10 protein-coding genes are annotated in these 17,991 nt (G+C 40.9%); 9 read left to right on the top strand and 1 reads right to left on the bottom strand.

Annotated elements, in window-relative coordinates:
- Window positions 1–16: 16 nt before the first annotated feature.
- A complete protein-coding gene (locus tag H7K77_RS11305) occupies window positions 17–1,018 on the bottom strand; it encodes an ABC transporter substrate-binding protein (RefSeq protein WP_186577951.1) in 1,002 nt (333 codons plus the stop codon).
- Window positions 1,019–1,399: 381 nt separating this feature from the next.
- On the opposite strand from H7K77_RS11305, the gene H7K77_RS11300 reads away from it, so the two are divergent.
- The 9 genes from H7K77_RS11300 to H7K77_RS11260 all read left to right on the top strand — a co-directional run bounded on the left by H7K77_RS11300 (window position 1,400) and on the right by H7K77_RS11260 (window position 17,912).
- A complete protein-coding gene (locus H7K77_RS11300) occupies window positions 1,400–2,173 on the top strand; it encodes a 2,3-dihydro-2,3-dihydroxybenzoate dehydrogenase (protein WP_186577950.1) in 774 nt (257 codons plus the stop codon).
- A gap of 26 nt (window positions 2,174–2,199) precedes the next feature.
- A complete protein-coding gene (gene dhbC, locus H7K77_RS11295) occupies window positions 2,200–3,387 on the top strand; it encodes an isochorismate synthase DhbC (RefSeq protein ID WP_186577949.1) in 1,188 nt (395 codons plus the stop codon).
- A 5-nt stretch (window positions 3,388–3,392) separates the two neighbouring features.
- Complete coding sequence (locus H7K77_RS11290; protein WP_186577948.1) at window positions 3,393–5,012, top strand: (2,3-dihydroxybenzoyl)adenylate synthase; 1,620 nt, start codon at window positions 3,393–3,395, stop codon at window positions 5,010–5,012.
- A gap of 20 nt (window positions 5,013–5,032) precedes the next feature.
- Window positions 5,033–5,923 (top strand): isochorismatase family protein, encoded by an 891-nt coding sequence (locus H7K77_RS11285; RefSeq protein WP_186577947.1) that lies wholly within the window; start codon window positions 5,033–5,035, stop codon window positions 5,921–5,923.
- Window positions 5,924–5,945: 22 nt separating this feature from the next.
- Complete coding sequence (locus tag H7K77_RS11280) at window positions 5,946–13,103, top strand: amino acid adenylation domain-containing protein (protein WP_186577946.1); 7,158 nt, start codon at window positions 5,946–5,948, stop codon at window positions 13,101–13,103.
- Window positions 13,087–13,308, top strand: coding sequence for an MbtH family protein (locus H7K77_RS11275; RefSeq protein WP_186577945.1), 222 nt, complete (start codon window positions 13,087–13,089; stop codon window positions 13,306–13,308). Before H7K77_RS11280 ends, H7K77_RS11275 begins: the two co-directional genes overlap by 17 nt.
- A 1-nt stretch (window position 13,309) precedes the next feature.
- Window positions 13,310–14,698 carry an MDR family MFS transporter gene (locus tag H7K77_RS11270; RefSeq protein WP_186577944.1) on the top strand — a complete coding sequence of 463 codons (1,389 nt, stop codon included), beginning with the start codon at window positions 13,310–13,312 and terminating at the stop codon, window positions 14,696–14,698.
- Window positions 14,691–15,404, top strand: coding sequence for a 4'-phosphopantetheinyl transferase family protein (locus H7K77_RS11265; RefSeq protein ID WP_186577943.1), 714 nt, complete (start codon window positions 14,691–14,693; stop codon window positions 15,402–15,404). Before H7K77_RS11270 ends, H7K77_RS11265 begins: the two co-directional genes overlap by 8 nt.
- 462 nt (window positions 15,405–15,866) lie before the next feature.
- Window positions 15,867–17,912, top strand: coding sequence for a methyl-accepting chemotaxis protein (locus H7K77_RS11260; RefSeq protein ID WP_186577942.1), 2,046 nt, complete (start codon window positions 15,867–15,869; stop codon window positions 17,910–17,912).
- The last annotated feature ends 79 nt before the right edge of the window (window positions 17,913–17,991 follow it).

Below are 17,991 nucleotides of genomic sequence, written 5' to 3'. Positions count from 1 at the left end.
CATGAATAGCCGCACCTTACTTCGTTAATGTTTCTTTTACTGCTTCTAAGAAAGTCGTTTTACTCCATGCTGTTCCACCTTGGGCTAGTGGATCAATGGCATTAATAAACACTTGCTCATTCTTCACCGCATTTAAGCTTTTCCAAATGGCGTTATTTTCTAGCTCTGCTACATATTCTGGGGAGTCAGGATTTTCTGATTGTTCAAATTGTAAATATAAATAGTCAGGGTTAATTTCAGCTAACTTTTCAAATGTGATCATTTCCTGTGCCTCTACTGCCTTTATGACTTCTGGTACTTGAATCCCTAGATCAGTATAAAGAACAGGGTTTAAATAAACATCCTCTGGATAAACGAAAAGACTACCCTTACGAACGCGTACGACTAATATTTTCTTTCCATCAACTGTTTCCTTTAGTTCACTTTGAAGTGCCTTTGCATCTTCTATATATTGTGAGATAACTTCTTCTGCTTTCTCTTCTTTACCAGTAAGTTGTCCTAGTAGCTGCAAATTTGCTTCCCAATCTGTTGAAATATGAGAGACAGGGAACATAGGTGCAACCTTATTTAAACTTTCTGCAACATCTGGTTGAAACTTAGATGTTCCAAGAATAACATCGGGCTTAAGCTCTAACAGCTTCTCGTAGCTTGGCTGTCTTTTAGAACCGATGTCCTCAGCACCAGCTAATTCATCTGCAACATATGCTGGTATTTCTCCTCCAACTGTTATGGTTGCCATTGGCTTAACTCCTAAAACTGCTGCGTCCTCCATTGATTCTAAGCTTGCCGTTGCAATCGATTCAATCGTAGCAGGAACCGTGTAATCCTTTCCTAGGTAAGAGATTGTTTGTGTAGTAGCCTCTTTCGTTTCCTCTTTTGTCTCATCGGACGCTTTCGCTGTGTTTTCCTGCTCTTTCGATTCTTCCTTGTTGCTTGCTGTATCTTCTGATTGGTTACATGCAACAAGTGCTAAAGTGAAGATTACTAGAATTGCTAAAAGCTTCATTGTCTTTTTCATTTACATTTCCTCCTTCAAAATATGTACATAAAACTACTACCATCCGATTGACTCATTCCTCCTTTATAAAACTTTTGCAGTAGTTCTTTTAGATGATATTGATAATCGTTTTCAATTATATAGTTAATGAGAATGATTTTCAATACCATTTTTTGAAAATAATGGTTAAAAGTCCAAATCTACATAAAAAAAAAGCAAGAGTTACTTCCAAAGTATGGGAGTAGGTGGTAAAAAATGTAAATGAAATAGGTCTAAGTTTTCAAATAACTGGAAGGGGGTTGAGAAGCTCGTTGAGAACGGTTATCATTTGTATCGTAACATATGAAAATGATAATCATTATCAATTGTATGTTTAAGCCAATTGAAGAAAGGAGGAATAATATGAAGCTCGAGGGTATAACTGGTAAAACGGTTGTTATAACAGGTGCTGCTGGTGGAATTGGAAGTGAAATTGTCGAATCATTTGTTAATCACGGGGCTAAGGTAGTCGCAGTGGATCGTCAGGAAGAAGCTTTACAACGTATAAAGCAGGGAAGGTCACACGTCTATCCATTTTGTATTGATATTAGTGATGCTAAGGCAGTCGAGGGGCTAGTTGATACTGTTGAAACTAGTGTTGGACCAATTGACATACTGGTGAACGTTGCAGGAATCCTGCATGTAGCTCCCGTTGATGCTCTGACAAAAGAGGCGTGGGATCAAACATTTGCTGTCAATTCCACCGGGCTATTCCTTGTTAGTCAATCGGTTAGTAAACGAATGAAAGTAAGAAAGCAAGGCTCAATTGTTACCGTAAGTTCAAATGCAGGGCGTATGCCTAGAATGTCGATGGCAGCTTATGCAGCATCTAAGGCTGCAGCTACCATGTTTACCAAATGTTTAGGTCTAGAGCTAGCTTCCTACCATATACGATGCAACATTGTATCACCAGGCTCAACGGAAACAGATATGTTGCGTAAGCTTTGGACAGATGATAACGGAGCCGAACAGTCAATAAATGGAACGCCAGAGGCATATCGAGTAGGTATTCCTCTCAGAAAACTAGGACAAGCAAAAGATGTCGCGAATGTAGTCCTGTTTGTGGCATCGGACAATGCCGGCCAGATGACGATGGAGGATGTGTGTGTGGATGGCGGCGCTACACTTGGTGTTTGACCAAAATAGAAGGAGGTTGTGAGTCATTGAGTATAACAGAAGCTTCTAAACTAGCGGGTAATAGATTATTAGACCTTTATAAGGTAGGGGATTACTTTTTAGCTTCTCCCAACCACACAATAAGAGGTAGAGGAATATTTTCTAAAGTAGAACCTGAAACACTTCGAAAATCTACGAATCTAGCAGAAACTGTTCAAACAACGATCCACCGTGCTAAAAAGGAGGGGCATCCTAAGCCTGTTGCTATTGGTGCTTTTTCTTTTGACCCTGACGAACAAGTACACTTAGTCGTCCCGAATGAAATGGAGATAGCTAGTAAGTTGGATTGGTGTGATGTCGAAGAAGAAGCAAGTGCTTTATCTTCATACTCAGTACAAGAGATTCCAGAACCGGACATTTACATGGAGGGTGTCAATAAAGGGCTCGAGCTTATTGATAGTGGGGTGCTAGAGAAAATTGTACTTTCACGCTCCTTAGATATTAAGTCGAAGGAACCTATTCAAATTAAACCTATCTTAACGAAACTAGCAAGACATAATACACAGGGATACACCTTCTCTATTGATCTACCAAATGATAAAAGTAATGGTCATCGGACCTTAATTGGAGCAAGTCCTGAATTACTCGTTTCTAAATCAGGTCAGATCGTTACAGCAAATCCGTTAGCAGGCTCCCGTCCCCGTAGTGAGGATCCTATGGAGGACCAGCGGCGGGCAAATGAATTATTAAACTCTACCAAAGACCTTCATGAACATGCAATTGTTGTCCATGCAGTTGAAGAGGCGCTTCAACCATTGTGCGACAAACTCGATATACCAAAAAAACCTACACTCATTCAAACCGAAACAATGTGGCATCTATCCACAGAAATAAAAGGGACAGTAAAAGAAGCCAACACTTCTTCACTAGCACTTGCTTCTGCGCTTCACCCGACTCCAGCTGTTTGTGGCTATCCTGCTACAGCAGCACATCAAGCTATTCAAAATATCGAAGCCTTTGAACGACGATATTTCACTGGGATGGTTGGCTGGTGTGATGAACACGGGGACGGTGAATGGGTGGTAACGATTCGTTGTGCAGAGGTTTGTGACCATTCCATTAGACTATTTGCTGGTGCTGGCGTTGTTGCTGGATCAAAGGCAGAGGAAGAATTAGCAGAAACAGGGGCTAAATTTCAAACGATGCTAAAGGCAATGGGAATTCATAATAGATAGGAGGATTGCACTTGGAAGGTTGTCCAACATGGCCAAGTGAATTTGCAGACTTTTATCGCCAACAGGACTGTTGGCGAGGGGAGACGTTTGCAGGTATGCTGAAAAGCCGAGCTATTCAATATGGAGATAAGACGGTAATTACAAGTAGTACTGGCGAAATTAGTTATGCACATCTACAAGAAAGAGTAGAACAATTAGCAGCAGGATTTCAACAACTTGGAATGGAGAAGGGCGATCGAGTTGTTGTCCAGTTACCGAATGAAGTGGCTTTTTTTGAAGTTATTTTTGCATTATTTAATATAGGGGCTTTGCCCGTCTTCGCTCTCCCATCCCACCGCTATAGCGAGGTACGTTACTTTTGTGAGTTTTCCGAAGCAAAAGCATTAATTATACCTGACACGCACGCGGGTTTTGATTACCTTTCGATGGCAGAGCTGGTTAAAAAGGAAGTAAGGACGCTGAAGCATGTTATTGTCGAGGGTCATACAGAACAGTTTGTTCCATTATTAGATTTGTATAATGATACACCATTTGATCCATCTACAATTCATCCATCCGATGTTGCCTTTTTACAGCTTTCGGGTGGTAGCACTGGACTTTCGAAGCTTATCCCACGAACGCATGATGATTATATTTATAGCTTAAGAAGGAGTAATGAAGTTTGCGAATTAACGGAGGAGAGTGTTTATTTAGCAGTATTGCCGATTGCACATAACTTTCCATTAAGCTCACCTGGTGTGTTAGGGACGATTTATGCGGGTGGACGTATCGTTTTATCTAGTGGTCCAAGCCCAGACCAGGCATTCCCACTAATCGAAAAAGAGCGCGTAACCATTACCGCAATGGTACCGCCCATTGCCATAATGTGGATAGAAGCGGTGAAAAATCGTCGTGATGATCTCTCTAGCTTGGAAGTGATCCAAGTAGGGGGGGCGAAGTTTAGTGCAGAAAGTGCGAAACGGATACAGCCTGCTTTCGGATGTAAGTTGCAGCAAGTTTTTGGCATGGCTGAGGGACTTGTTAATTATACGCGACTTGATGATCCAGAGGAAATTATTGTTCATACGCAAGGGCGGCCGATGTCTCCCTATGACGAAATTAGAGTCGTTGATGAGGATGGTCAGGATGTTCCACCAGGTGAAGTTGGGGAGCTGCTAACGAGAGGCCCATATACCATACGCGGATACTATAAAGCAGATGAGCATAATGCAAAGTCCTTTACCGATGATGGCTTTTATCGAACAGGAGATCTGGTTCGCTTCAACAAAGACGGCTACATCATTGTGGAAGGAAGGGACAAAGATCAAATAAATCGTGGTGGCGAGAAAATTGCTGCTGAAGAAGTCGAAAACCATCTATTAGCTCATCCTAATGTCTTTGACGCGGCAGTTGTTTCGATGCCAGATCCATACCTCGGTGAACGTTCGTGTGCATTTCTCATACCAAAGGGTGAGCACCAAGCAACGCAAGAAATCCGCACGTTTCTTCATGATCGAGGATTGGCGGCGTATAAAATACCTGATCGCGTTGAATGGATCAATTCATTCCCTCAAACCGCACTTGGGAAAGTGAGTAAGAAGAAGCTAAGACAACTAATTGAAGCGCAGTTACCCCATTTAAAATAATGTGAAAGGAAGTGCTTAGAATGGGATTACCAACCATTAAAAGCTATGATATGCCAACGAAATTAGACATGCCAACTAACCGAGTTTCATGGGAGGCTGATTCGAATCGAGCTGTGCTGCTTATTCATGATATGCAACAATATTTTTTGAATGCTTATGACATGCAAGAATCTCCTATTCCTGAATTGGTGAAACATATTGCCACTCTAAAAAAGGAATGCAAAAGACTAAACATTCCAGTTGTCTACACGGCACAGCCGGGAAACCAGGATCCAAAAGATCGAGCACTTCTTCAAGACTTCTGGGGAGACGGCCTGTCTGATGATCGATCCGTTACAAAAATAATTGATGGACTTGAACCTAATAAGGATGACCTTGTTTTAACGAAATGGCGTTATAGTGCCTTCAAACGTACGAGTCTTCAGACATTTCTTCAAGAAACAGGACGTGATCAACTCATCATTTGTGGTGTTTATGCACATATTGGCTGCTTAGTTACAGCTACAGAAGCCTTTATGAACGATGTTCAAAGCTTTTTTGTTGCCGATGCTGTAGCTGACTTTACGGAAGAACAACATAAAATGGCCATGCAATATGTAGCTACACGATGCGGTGTCACCGTTACAACAGAACAGATTCTAGAACAAATCGGACTTGAACATCCGCGAGCAGGTTTAGATTCATTTGAAGGACTTCGTGATAGAGTCGCAGCATTGTTGGAACAAGACCCTCAAGACGTTTCGGCAGAAGAAAATCTGATTTATCTAGGCTTAGACTCCATCCGGATGATGAGTCTCACAGAAGAGTTGAGACAAGTAGGAATAGATATTAACTTCATGACCTTGGCTGAGAAGCCAACGTTAAAGGATTGGTGGAATATTGTGGAAGTAAAAAAAGGTCAGCATGTCTGAAATGACAAAGGGAGGGACATTTATGCAACAGACAAGTAGCGAGCGTTGGCCTTTAACGGGTGCGCAGACTGGCATATGGTATGCGCAACAACTAGATCCAAATAATCCTATTTATAATACAGCGGAATATGTGGAGATTCGTGGCATTTTAGATATGACCTGCTTCGAACAGGCTGTTAGAAACACACTGTTAAAAGCGGATTCTCTTCATATGCATTTTGGAGAAGAGGAAACTGGACCGTGGCAAATGCTAAGGTCGGAACGGGTCTGTCCATTTTTCGTTATCGATCTAACTAACAAAGAGGATCCATACAAGGAAGCGCTATGTCAGATGAAAGAAGACGTGTCCACACCGATTAATTTAAGTAAGGATTCTCTCTTTACTTCTTTCTTATTCAAATTAAGTGAACATCACTACTATTGGTATCTAAAAGTGCATCATATTGCAGTAGATGGATATGGTTTTACCTTACTTAGTCAGGGTGTTTCGAAATGGTACACATCATTATTGAATGGGAAGATAGTTGATGGAAATGGTCTATTCTCTTCTTTTAAGTCTATCTTAGATGAAGACCAAGCCTATCGTCACTCCGATAAATTCGATTTGGACCGTCAGTATTGGATGGAGCAATTCTCCGATCAGCCAGAAGTCGTGAGCTTATCGGAGCGAACTTCTACCATACCGGAAAGTGTTGGTCAGTATCATGACTTCTTAAATGGTAGCACATTTGAGTTGTTGAAAAAAAAGGCTAGCGATAACCTTTTACACTGGTCAGAGGTAATGATCGCGTCTTTTGCTGTGTATCTTCACCGTTTAACGGGGGCAGAAGACGTTGTGCTAAGTGTTCCGATGATGAATCGGATTGGATCTGCTGCTATACAAGTTCCAGCAATGGTTATGAATCTAGTACCACTTCGTGTAACGGTCTGTTCTGACCAGTCTTTTTTAAAACTTGTACATCAAATAAGGGAAAATATGAAGCGGCTTCGTTCCCACCAGCTTTATCGGCATGAGGATTTACGACGTGATTTGAATCGAGTGGGTGATCAGGTGCGCTTGTTTGGTCCACAAATCAATATTATGCCATTTTCCTATGAGTGGAATTTTGGTGAAGCAAGAGGATTGACACATAAACTCGCGACTGGACCTACTGAAGATTTATCTGTAAATATTTATGAACAGGAACAAGGAATTCGTATCGAGGTTAACTTTAATCCAGCTATCTATGCATCAGGTGACGTAGAGCTCCATATGCAACGGGTAGTGAAAGGTATGGCAGAGCTTACTGACATCGATTATAACGAACCTATTGCAAAACAGAGACTTTTATTAGATGGGGAATATGATCAGGTTGTAGAGAAGTGGAATGATACGAGTGAAGAGAATTCTCTTCACAGTATTGTTGCTGGGTTTAGACAGCAAGTTCAGCAAACACCTGAACAGGAAGCAATCGTTTTTGGGGACAAATCCTATTCCTATCAAGAAGTCTATGAACAGGTTAATCGCCTATCTTATTTGCTCGAACAACATGGAATTCGGAAGGGGGATGTAATTGCTTTAGCACTTCCGCGTTCTGAAACGATGGTCTTTGCTATGCTAGCTGTCATGAACGTTGGAGCTGTTTATGTACCAATCGATCCGAGCTATCCAGCTGATCGAATTGACTTCATGTTAAAGGATGCAGGACCAACCTATGCGATTACATACACTTCAACAAGTCAGCATTTTCAATCAAGGAATGTGCCATGTCTCGTGATGGATAGCCAACAGGTAAGAAGGGAATTAAAGGCACTTCAGGGACAATCCTACCCAGAAGTAGATGTAGCGGGGGATGACCCTGTTTATATGATCTACACATCTGGATCGACAGGGGCACCAAAAGGGGTAGTAATTACGAAGAACGGTGTGACCAATTTTCTGGTGGCGATGAATCAAAGGTTCTCCCTTTCCGCAAAGGAAAGACTGCTTGCTGTCACAACCATTGCCTTTGATATCTCTGTATTAGAGCTATTTTTACCATTACTCTCAGGTGCAACATGTGTCATTGTCGATAAGGAGACAATACAAGATCCACGTCAGCTTGCCCAAGAAATAAAAGAACAATCGATTACGATCATGCAGGCGACACCTACATTATGGCAGTCTATTGTGACAATGACTCCTGAAGCTGTTCAAGGGTTACAAGTACTTGTTGGAGGAGAAGCTCTGCCACAAGCCTTGCTAAAAGCACTCCATGAACAGAAGTGTACAGTCACAAATCTCTATGGTCCGACGGAAACGACTGTATGGTCAACAGCGATGAACCTACCAATAGAAGAGAAAAGTATCCCATCCATAGGAAGACCAATTAGGAACACAAACATTTATATTTTGGATGATAGTCTCCAGCCAGTTCCACCTGGGGTAGTTGGAAATATGTTTATTGCTGGAAAAGGGCTTGCAGCAGGGTATCATCATCGAGCAGGATTAACTGCTGAGCGATTTGTCGCCAATCCATTCAGTGTAAAAGGGGAAAGAATGTATAGTACTGGGGACAGAGCATTGTGGAATGCTGACGGTACGATTCAGTATGTTGGACGGGCAGATGACCAAATGAAGGTTAGAGGCTTTCGAATTGAACCAGGAGAAATTACGGCCGTTTTGTCAGAACACAAAAAAGTAAAGCAGGCCACAGTAATGATTCGAGAAGATCGACCTGGTGACAAGCGTATCGTTGCTTATATTATTTCTGATTCCGTATCCATTCAAGGGGAGTTACGTGATTTAGCATCTACCCATTTACCAGAGTATATGGTTCCAGCTGCTATTGTCATGCTAGATGACTTTCCATTAACACCAAATGGCAAGATTAATAAGAAGGCTTTACCTGCTCCTCAACAAAATAATAGTACACAGTTTCAGGAACCGAGAACACCTCAGGAAGAAATTCTTTGCGTGCTCTTTGCAGAGGTTCTTGGTATCCCACATGTTGGTATTCATGATCATTTCTTTCATCTAGGTGGGCATTCCTTACTAGCAGGAAGACTAATCAACCGTATTCGGGATATGTTTGATGTGGACATTACGATCGGAAAGCTATTTGAAGCACCAACTGTTGCAGGTCTTATTGAACATCTCACTGTAGGAAGACAAGCTAGACCGATGATTAGCAAAGTGGAGAAACAAGAGGTAATTCCGTTATCTTTTGCACAAAAGCGTCTATGGTTTTTACATCAGCTAGAAGGTCCAAGTCCTACCTATAATATTCCGATCGTGATTGATCTTGAGGGGGACCTTGATCACCATGCATTACAATCAGCATTATATGATGTTATCGATCGACATAAGGCGCTTCGTACCATTTTTAAAAACAATCAAGGAGAAGCAAACCAATACATTTTGGATGCTAAACAGGTCATTCCTTCGCTACCGCTAGAAATCGTTGAACCGTCAGAAATGGATCAGGTACTAAAAGAGGCAGTTCAGTATCGGTTTAGCCTTTCCGATGAGCCATGCTGTCAAATACGGTTATTTGAGAAGGGAAAGGAACGCTATACCTTACTTGTACTTATCCACCATATGGTTGGGGATGGCTGGTCCCTTCATCCGTTTACACGTGACTTAGAACAGGCTTATCATGCACGTTCAAAACAAGAGGCTCCGGCTTGGGATGATCTACCTGTTGATTATTCAGACTATGTCATGTGGCAATCCTCGTTACTCGGTGAGGAAAAGGAAAGCGATAGTTTAATGGCGGAGCAAATGAAGTATTGGAAAAATGCACTTGCGGGTTTACCTGATCAACTCGAATTACCTACGGATTATCCTAGACCAGTAGAGGCATCCAATCAAGGAGGCACATACTCGTTCAGGATAGAGCCTTCTCTCCATCAAAAACTAATGGAGACTTCTATGGAAAATGGGGTCAGCTTATTCATGGTTCTTCAAGCAGGCTTGAGTGCTTTATTAACGAGAATGGGGGGCGGTGACGATATTCCACTAGGTACCCCTGTCGCAGGAAGGAGTGAGGAGGTATTACATGATCTTGTCGGCTTATTTGTAAATACACTCGTCCTTCGCACAGATACATCAGGTAATCCGACTTTTCGTGAGCTACTTGCACGGATTCGGACTACTAATATACGTGCGTATGAGCATCAAGACCTTCCTTTTGAAAGACTTGTTGAAGTATTAAATCCCATTAGGTCAAGGTCGAAACATCCGCTGTTTCAAACGATGCTTATCCTTCAGAACACACCAGAACCATCTCTTTCATTGCCTGGTTTAGATAGCAGGGTAAGCATTGGAAGTGTTGGTGCGTCAAAATTCGATCTGACATTTGAGTTCATAGAGCATGCCATTACTAAAGGTGAGGGTTTGGAAGGCATAGTGGAATATAGGAAAGACTTGTTCAAGCCGGAAACCATTGAAAAACTAGTCGATAGATTGCTGCAATTTTTTAAAACGGCAACCGAAAACATAGATCAGTCAATTTCTAGAGTGGACATTCTTTTAAAAGAGGAAAGAGCATCCTTATTAAATCAGTGGAGTAACAGGGCTATGCGTGTGGTGGAGGATACGCTCCCACATCAGTTTGAACAGCAAGTCAACACCTATCCAAACAAACAGGCACTGACCTTTGAAAATCAAACACTTTCCTATGCAGAACTAAACAGTCAAGCGAATCGTCTAGCACATTTATTAATTAGCAAAGGAGTTGGCCCAGGTCAATATGTGGCATTAGCAATGCCACGTACGCTAGATATGATTATTGGCTTGCTGGGCATTTTAAAAGCAGGAGCAGCTTATGTCCCACTAGATCCTAACTATCCAACTGCACGAATCGAATATATGAAAAATGACTCACAGCCAGTATGTACCGTTACCATTAGTAAGCATGCAGAGGATGTAGGGGACGATAAGGATGAAAAGCTAATCATTCTTGATGATCCGAAATTAGGGAGGGAGTTGGAAGGGCAAAAGTGTTCCAACCCGACCGACCAAGAGCGTATGAGGCCATTAATGCCACAAGATCCTGCTTACGTTATTTATACATCTGGGTCAACAGGGAATCCAAAAGGAGTCATCATTCCTCATCAAAATGTAATACGATTATTCGGGTCAACAGCTCACTGGTTTCATTTTGATCAGGATGACGTTTGGACACTTTTCCATTCCTATGCGTTTGATTTTTCCGTATGGGAAATGTGGGGGGCACTGTTATATGGAGGTCGCTTAGTGCTCGTACCGCATGATATTAGTCGTACACCGGTTGAATTTTTAACCCTGTTGGTTAGGGAGAAGGTGACTGTATTAAACCAAACCCCATCTGCGTTCTATCAGCTCATGCAAGCAGATCAAGATTATCAAGAGATTGGACAAGAACTTTCACTTCGTTACGTTATTTTTGGTGGAGAGGCACTTGAGTTGGGACGATTAGCTGATTGGTATAAGCGTCATCTAGACGATGCACCGAAGTTAATCAATATGTATGGTATTACGGAGACAACGGTCCATGTTAGTTTTATAGAATTAAATAAGGAAAGTGTGGATATTCGTGCTAACAGCATTATTGGTGAGAATATCCCAGACCTTGGTGTATATGTGCTAGATCAATGGCTACAACCAGTACCACCTGGAGTAGTTGGTGAAATGTATGTAATGGGAGAGGGACTCGCACTAGGTTATTTAAGTCGCCCAGGCTTAACTGCCACAAGGTTTGTTGCTAATCCTTTCGGAGACAATGGTTCTCGGATGTATCGTACTGGAGACCTTGCTAAATGGCGTGAGGACGGAACGCTTGATTACATTGGAAGAGCAGATCATCAAGTGAAAGTTAGAGGTTTTCGAATAGAGCTTGGTGAAATTGAGACGATCTTAGCGCAACATTCTGATGTAAACCAAGTAGCTGTTCTTGTTCGTGAAGATCAACCAGGTGATAAGCGTTTAGTCGCCTATTTACAAACAGCAGCAAGTGTAAAGCTAGACAATGCAGATTGGAAAGCATATGTTTCCGATCGACTTCCGAATTATATGATACCTTCTGCATTTGTTTATGTGGAGGAATGGCCTTTGACGCCAAACGGTAAGCTAGATCAACAAGCATTGCCTGCTCCTGAATATGACGGAGCATTATCTGAACGGGGACCTAGAACTCCACAAGAAGAAGTGCTGTGCCAGTTATTCAAGGAAGTATTGAATCTCAATCGTGTTGGGATAGATGAGGGCTTCTTTGATCTAGGTGGTCATTCCCTACTTGCTGTGAAATTGATGACAAGGATCAAACAAACACTCGGCGTCGAAATGACGATTGGAAGTTTATTTGAGGCTCCAACGATTGCAGGATTGGCAGAGCAGCTCGAAGGTGGAGGGAATTCGAGTGCATTGGATATCCTGTTACCGCTTAGAAGAGGCGGAACAAAACCACCTGTGTTTTGTATTCATCCAGCAGGGGGACTGAGTTGGTGTTATGCGGGTCTACTCCATATGCTTGGGAAGGATTACCCGGTGTACGGATTACAGGCTCGTGGAATTGGCGAACAAACTGGATGGCCGACCTCAATGGAAGAAATGGCAAGGGATTATGTTGAACATATACAAACCATACAGCCACATGGTCCTTATCATTTAGTTGGTTGGTCGCTTGGAGGAAATGTCATCCATGCCATGGCAACTGAATTACAGCGTCAAGGAGAAGAAGTTGGACTTTTGGCTATGCTAGATGCCTATCCTAGTCACTACTTACCAATGAAAGAAAGTCCTGACGATGATGAAGTACTTACAGCTTTGCTTGCCCTTGGAGGATACGAACCTAACAATTTAAGTGAAGGAAAAGTTACGTTTGAAAATGTCTTGGATCTTCTTCAAAAAGACGGAAGTGCTCTAGCCAGTTTGAGTAATGAGACACTAATGAATTTAAAGGAAACGTATGTCAATTCGGTAACGCTTCTTCATAACTATCGGCCAAAAGCCTATCATGGGGATCTGCTATTTTTCCGCTCGACAATTATCCCTGACTGGTTCGATCCTATCTACACAGATACGTGGAAGCCTTACGTAACAGGAGATATTAAGGAGCACGAAATTCATTGTCGTCATAAAGACATGTGTCAACCTGTTCCGCTAGCCGAAATAGGTACGTATATTCTTAACTATTTAACAAAATTAGAAGGAGTGAGAAAAAATGAAGAATCCGTTTGATCATGAAGAACTTGGATTTTATGCGTTAAAAAATGATAAAGGCCAGTATTCCCTCTGGCCTTCTTATCTAGATGTTCCAACTGGATGGGTTATTCAATTTGGGGAGGCGAATAGAACGGAGTGTATTTCTTATATTGAAACACACTGGAAGGATATATGTGCCAATGAATTTAAACAAGAAACTTCCGTAGGGCAAGGGACCTAGGATGAAATCTTTTTCATTTTACAAAAAAATGATTATCACAGTCTATGTGATGTCCATGTTTATGGTGGCAATGGATGCAACGATTATTAACGTTGCTCTTTCCACCATTGGGGACGAATTTGGTGTTCCTGCTTCAGCAACAAGTGCTGTAAATATTGGCTATCTTGTAAGTCTTGCCATGATGTTGCCAGTAGCAGGCTGGATGGGCGATCGATTTGGATCAAAACGGATCCTAATGATAGCGTTAGTCATCTTTACAGGTTCTTCTATTTTATGTGGAATTGCTGAATCCCAAGCCTTATTGAACCTATTTCGTGTTCTTCAAGGAATTGGGGCAGGCTTTTTTGCACCAGTAGGTATGGCCATTTTATTCCGGACCTTTCCACCAGAGGAGCGTCCGAGGCTATCTAGATTCCTCGTTATTCCAATTGCTGTTGCACCAGCAATTGGACCTGTTGTTGGTGGGTATTTAGTTGAGGAGCTTTCATGGCGTTGGATTTTTTACATTAATGTACCGATTGGTCTCATTGCTTTCATTCTAATTGGCTTGTATGTGCGAGAATACAAGGAACCTTCTATTGGGCGTTTTGATGTGAAGGGGTTTGTTCTTTCATTACCTGGACTAGGAATGTTAATTTATGCCTTGATCCAAGCGCCAGTCATGGGATGGAGTCAGCCACAGGTTTATGTAATGGCTCTAATAGGTCTTGGGTTATTATTTGTTCTCATCAAGGTTGAACTAACAGATAAGGCGCCGATGCTCAATTTAAGACTATTTGAAGATAGCTCCTTTCGAATTATGAGCATAATTGGTATGTTCTCCGCGGCAGGATTGTTCGGGATGTTGTATGTATTTCCGCTTATGTATCAGAATGTTTTAGGGATATCGGCATTTCAAACAGGTTTAACAACTTTTCCTGAGGCGCTCGGGCTTATGGTTGCTTCTCAGCTTATGCCTTGGTCCATGAAAAAGTTAGGCGTCCGTCGACTCATGCAATTATCATTACTAGGATCTATTGTAGTGTTTAGCCTTATCGCATTGTTTGTAGAGGCAAACCAATGGGTCATTCGCGGGCTAATGTTTGGGATAGGCATCTTTTTAGGACATGCAGTAACAGCAGCACAAATTACAGCATTCCAATCTATTTCTAAACCGCTTATGAGTCAAGCAACAACACTGCATAATGTTCAGAAACGATTTGGGGGAGTAATTGGAGTTGCCATATTAGCAAGTGTCCTTGGCTTCCAACAGACAGGGGATACTAATCTCGTTCCGTATCAAATCGCACTTGGTGGCGCAGCTTTCTTTCTAGTTATCTGTTATTTGACTAGCTTTTCTTATAAAGAAGTAAACAAGGATCGTGTGAAGACACATGCTGCGAGTGGATAATAGATTAGTAGAAATGTATGTATGTAAACTACCTGAGAAAAGAAGTACAAGAGATGTAGAAGAACTGCTGCCTTATTTGAGTAAAGAAAGAATGGAGCGTATACGGAAATTTAAGTTTCTAGATGACCAATTTCGGTCAGTAATTGGGGATTTAGTTATTCACTATATGTTTGCTGTTCATCATGGAGAAAAACTGAATGATGATAGAGTTAAGCATAACCATTATGGGAAACCTTTTCTGCCGGATATTCCTACTTTTCATTTTAACATTTCTCATTCTGGTGAATGGGTGGCATGCGCTGTTCATCAATCGCCAGTAGGGATTGATTTAGAGCAATTAAAGCCAATCGACGTTGATTTTGCGAAGTCTGTTTTCACTAAGAATGAATTTAGGAATATCGCTCAGCATGCTGATCAAACGTATGCGTTCTATCAAACATGGACAGCTAAAGAGAGTGTTGTCAAAGCAATTGGAGAGGGATTGTCATACCCTCTATCCTCGTTTGAAGTTATCGTACAACAATCTGGAAAGGTGAAGCTTATTGATGTAAATGGGGGTCACCTACTAGAACGGTTAAGCTGTAGAACGTATAGGGTGGATAATGATTATGTATTGTCGGTATGTGCAGCAAATGGGGAGCACTTTTCGATGGAAGTTAAAGAAATACCCTATCAAACATTAGTAGGGAAATTGGAGTTGCTTTAAGAAAATTGTAATCAAAAGTATAGTAAGAGCATTATTTCTCTTAGTGATAGATAGCATAAAAACCATCATCCATAGCTATCGGGAGCCAAGTAGGTAAAGCTATAAAGTGCTTCGTAAGTCACATAAATAATATGAAATATATCTAAAAGGCTTGAGTAATGATTCAATTACTCAAGCCTTTTAAATTTGACCAATTATAACCCATTATTAGATTGACGTGTCATGGACTATAAGAACGACCCGACTGACCAATAGCTTAGAGTTGCTATTGTATTTTCCTGATTAATCCTATTAATCTACTATGAGGGATCATATCAAAAATGAAATTTATCAGCCGAATATTTATTGAAAGTGATAGAATACTTTACTTCCTCTAGAGCATTTTTACTATTATTACTAAACACATTGCATAAATTGTCGATAAATGTAACTAGAAGGCATATTTTAAAGAAGGAGACTATCATGAGATTAAAACAAGGCTTAAACAAAGGTGTCGTATGGTTAAAGCAACAAAGAAGTCTAGTTAGAACAAAGCTAATTTTAATGTTCCTTGTTATTTTAATTATTCCTGGAGCAATTATCGGGTATTTTGGATACCAACAAGCATTAAATGAAGTGCACGACAAGATGACAAAAGGAATTCATTCCAATTTATCACTAGTAGAGAGCAATGCTAGTCAATTTGTCAGTCTTTCCATTGAAAGATTTGATCAATTTTCTGATATTATCACTCCAGCGCTTGAAAGCGGAAACGAGGGAGAAATAACGAATCATATGCAAAAGTTTGTGGAGAGAAACCCTGACTTTGAAGCAATTGAAATCATTTATCCCGATGGTAGCTACGTATCTTCACCAGAACTAGATAACGAAGAATACGAACCATTAAACGAAGAATGGTACCAAACAGCATTAGAATCGACAGATAGTGTACAATTTTCCAATGTAGGTGAAAGTGAAGCTACTGGTCAATATACGACAATGTTAACGAGAGCTTTGCCGAATAATCAAGGGGTTCTAAAAATGACCCTACAACTAAATGCAATGATTGATGCAGTTAAGGAAGCGAGAATAGGCGACACAGGATCTATGTTTATTCTTAACTCAAAGGAACAGGTTGTAACAGGAACAGGATTTTTGATGGAAGCTGGTATTTTTGTCCCAGGGATGCCTATTGAAGGTATATCAATTGATGAGAGCACAAGTGAAGAAATGAATGGTGTTTTTAAAATAGAAACTGTCATGAATGATGGTAAGGAAGATTTGGTGACAGAATTATACCAAAAAACAGAACCAATATCTGGCTGGAAGGTCATTGGTATGTTAGGGGTTAAGGACTATAAAGCAGCAGCATTTCCTATTCTACAAAAGGTATTAATCGTACTTGCTGTTTCCGTTGTAATAGGAATTGGTTTATTAGTTTTGACACTAAGAATGGTGCTTCAGCCGTTGAGAAAATTACAAAACGGTGCACGTAGTATAAGAGATGGTAATTTAAATGAGGAAATTACTTGGAAACGTAAAGATGAATTCGGTTTATTAGCCGATGACTTTAACGAAATGAGAGTTTCTTTAAAAGATATGGTTACCGAGTTGAAACAGACATCTACCCAACTTGCAAGCTCCTCACAGGCTATACAGATGAGTACAGAGGAAACATCTAAATCTGTACAAGATGTTGTGGAAACAATCCAAGAAACATCTGATAGTGCGGCGGCTGGTGCAGAGGCTACTCAACAAACCTCTCAAGTAGTTGATGAGATGGTAAAAGCGATGGATACAATCAGTGAATCTGTGAATGTAATTGTGAGCTCTGTAAACAAAACAGATCAAGATGTAGCCAATGGAAGTCAGACAATCAATGGTGTACAAAATCAAATGGCTAAGATTTTAGATGCTGTTCATGATTCAACAGAAATGATTACGAAGCTATCGAATCTTTCTAGTGAAGCTAGTCAAATGAACAATGCGATTGGTGATATTGCGCAACAGACAAATCTCCTATCATTAAACGCTTCAATTGAGGCAGCTAGATCAGGTGAGCATGGTCGTGGTTTTGCGGTTGTAGCGAATGAAATTTTAAAACTGTCAGACCAATCTAAAAATGTAGCAGAGGGAATAGGAAGTTCCATGAGTAAAATGTTGGAGCTTATTGAACAGGCTACTACGATGATGAAAGGAAATGTTCAAAACGAAATTACGGAAGGACAACGCAGAAGCTCAGAGGCTGCCAGTGCTTTCGTTAATATTGAACAATCTACTAAACTTATCGTTGAACAAATTCAAGGAATTGCAGATGTGACGAAAGAGATCTCAAGTAAAACACAAGATACACTTAGTCATATGAAGGAACTAGAAAATCTTTCTGATACGTCAGCTGCAAGTGCACAAACAACTTCAGCTGCAGCAGAAGAACAAATGGCTGCCATGGAAGAAATTGCTTCCGCATCTGACCAACTAGCAATTATGGCAACCAACTTAGAAAAATTAGTAAAACGCTTCTCTATATAATAAACTTAAAAGCAAGGCAGTATTGGTGAGAGACAGAAAGGCACTATTAGTTAATTGAGCTAATGGTGTCTTTTTTTAT

This window comes from Aquibacillus kalidii, from assembly GCF_014280935.1.
GTDB lineage: Bacteria > Bacillota > Bacilli > Bacillales > Amphibacillaceae > Aquibacillus_D > Aquibacillus_D kalidii.
The sequence above is the reverse complement of the archived record's forward strand: the minus strand, read 5'-3'. Positions and strand labels throughout refer to the sequence as shown.

What these genes read in the sequence shown, in the direction of transcription:
- H7K77_RS11305 (WP_186577951.1), bottom strand. Translation starts at nt 1,018, where the DNA reads ATGAAAAAGACAATGAAGCTTTTAGCAATTCTAGTAATCTTCACTTTA.
- H7K77_RS11300 (WP_186577950.1), top strand. Translation starts at nt 1,400, where the DNA reads ATGAAGCTCGAGGGTATAACTGGTAAAACGGTTGTTATAACAGGTGCT.
- H7K77_RS11285 (WP_186577947.1), top strand. Translation starts at nt 5,033, where the DNA reads ATGGGATTACCAACCATTAAAAGCTATGATATGCCAACGAAATTAGAC.
- H7K77_RS11280 (WP_186577946.1), top strand. Translation starts at nt 5,946, where the DNA reads ATGCAACAGACAAGTAGCGAGCGTTGGCCTTTAACGGGTGCGCAGACT.
- H7K77_RS11275 (WP_186577945.1), top strand. Translation starts at nt 13,087, where the DNA reads ATGAAGAATCCGTTTGATCATGAAGAACTTGGATTTTATGCGTTAAAA.
- H7K77_RS11270 (WP_186577944.1), top strand. Translation starts at nt 13,310, where the DNA reads ATGAAATCTTTTTCATTTTACAAAAAAATGATTATCACAGTCTATGTG.
- H7K77_RS11260 (WP_186577942.1), top strand. Translation starts at nt 15,867, where the DNA reads ATGAGATTAAAACAAGGCTTAAACAAAGGTGTCGTATGGTTAAAGCAA.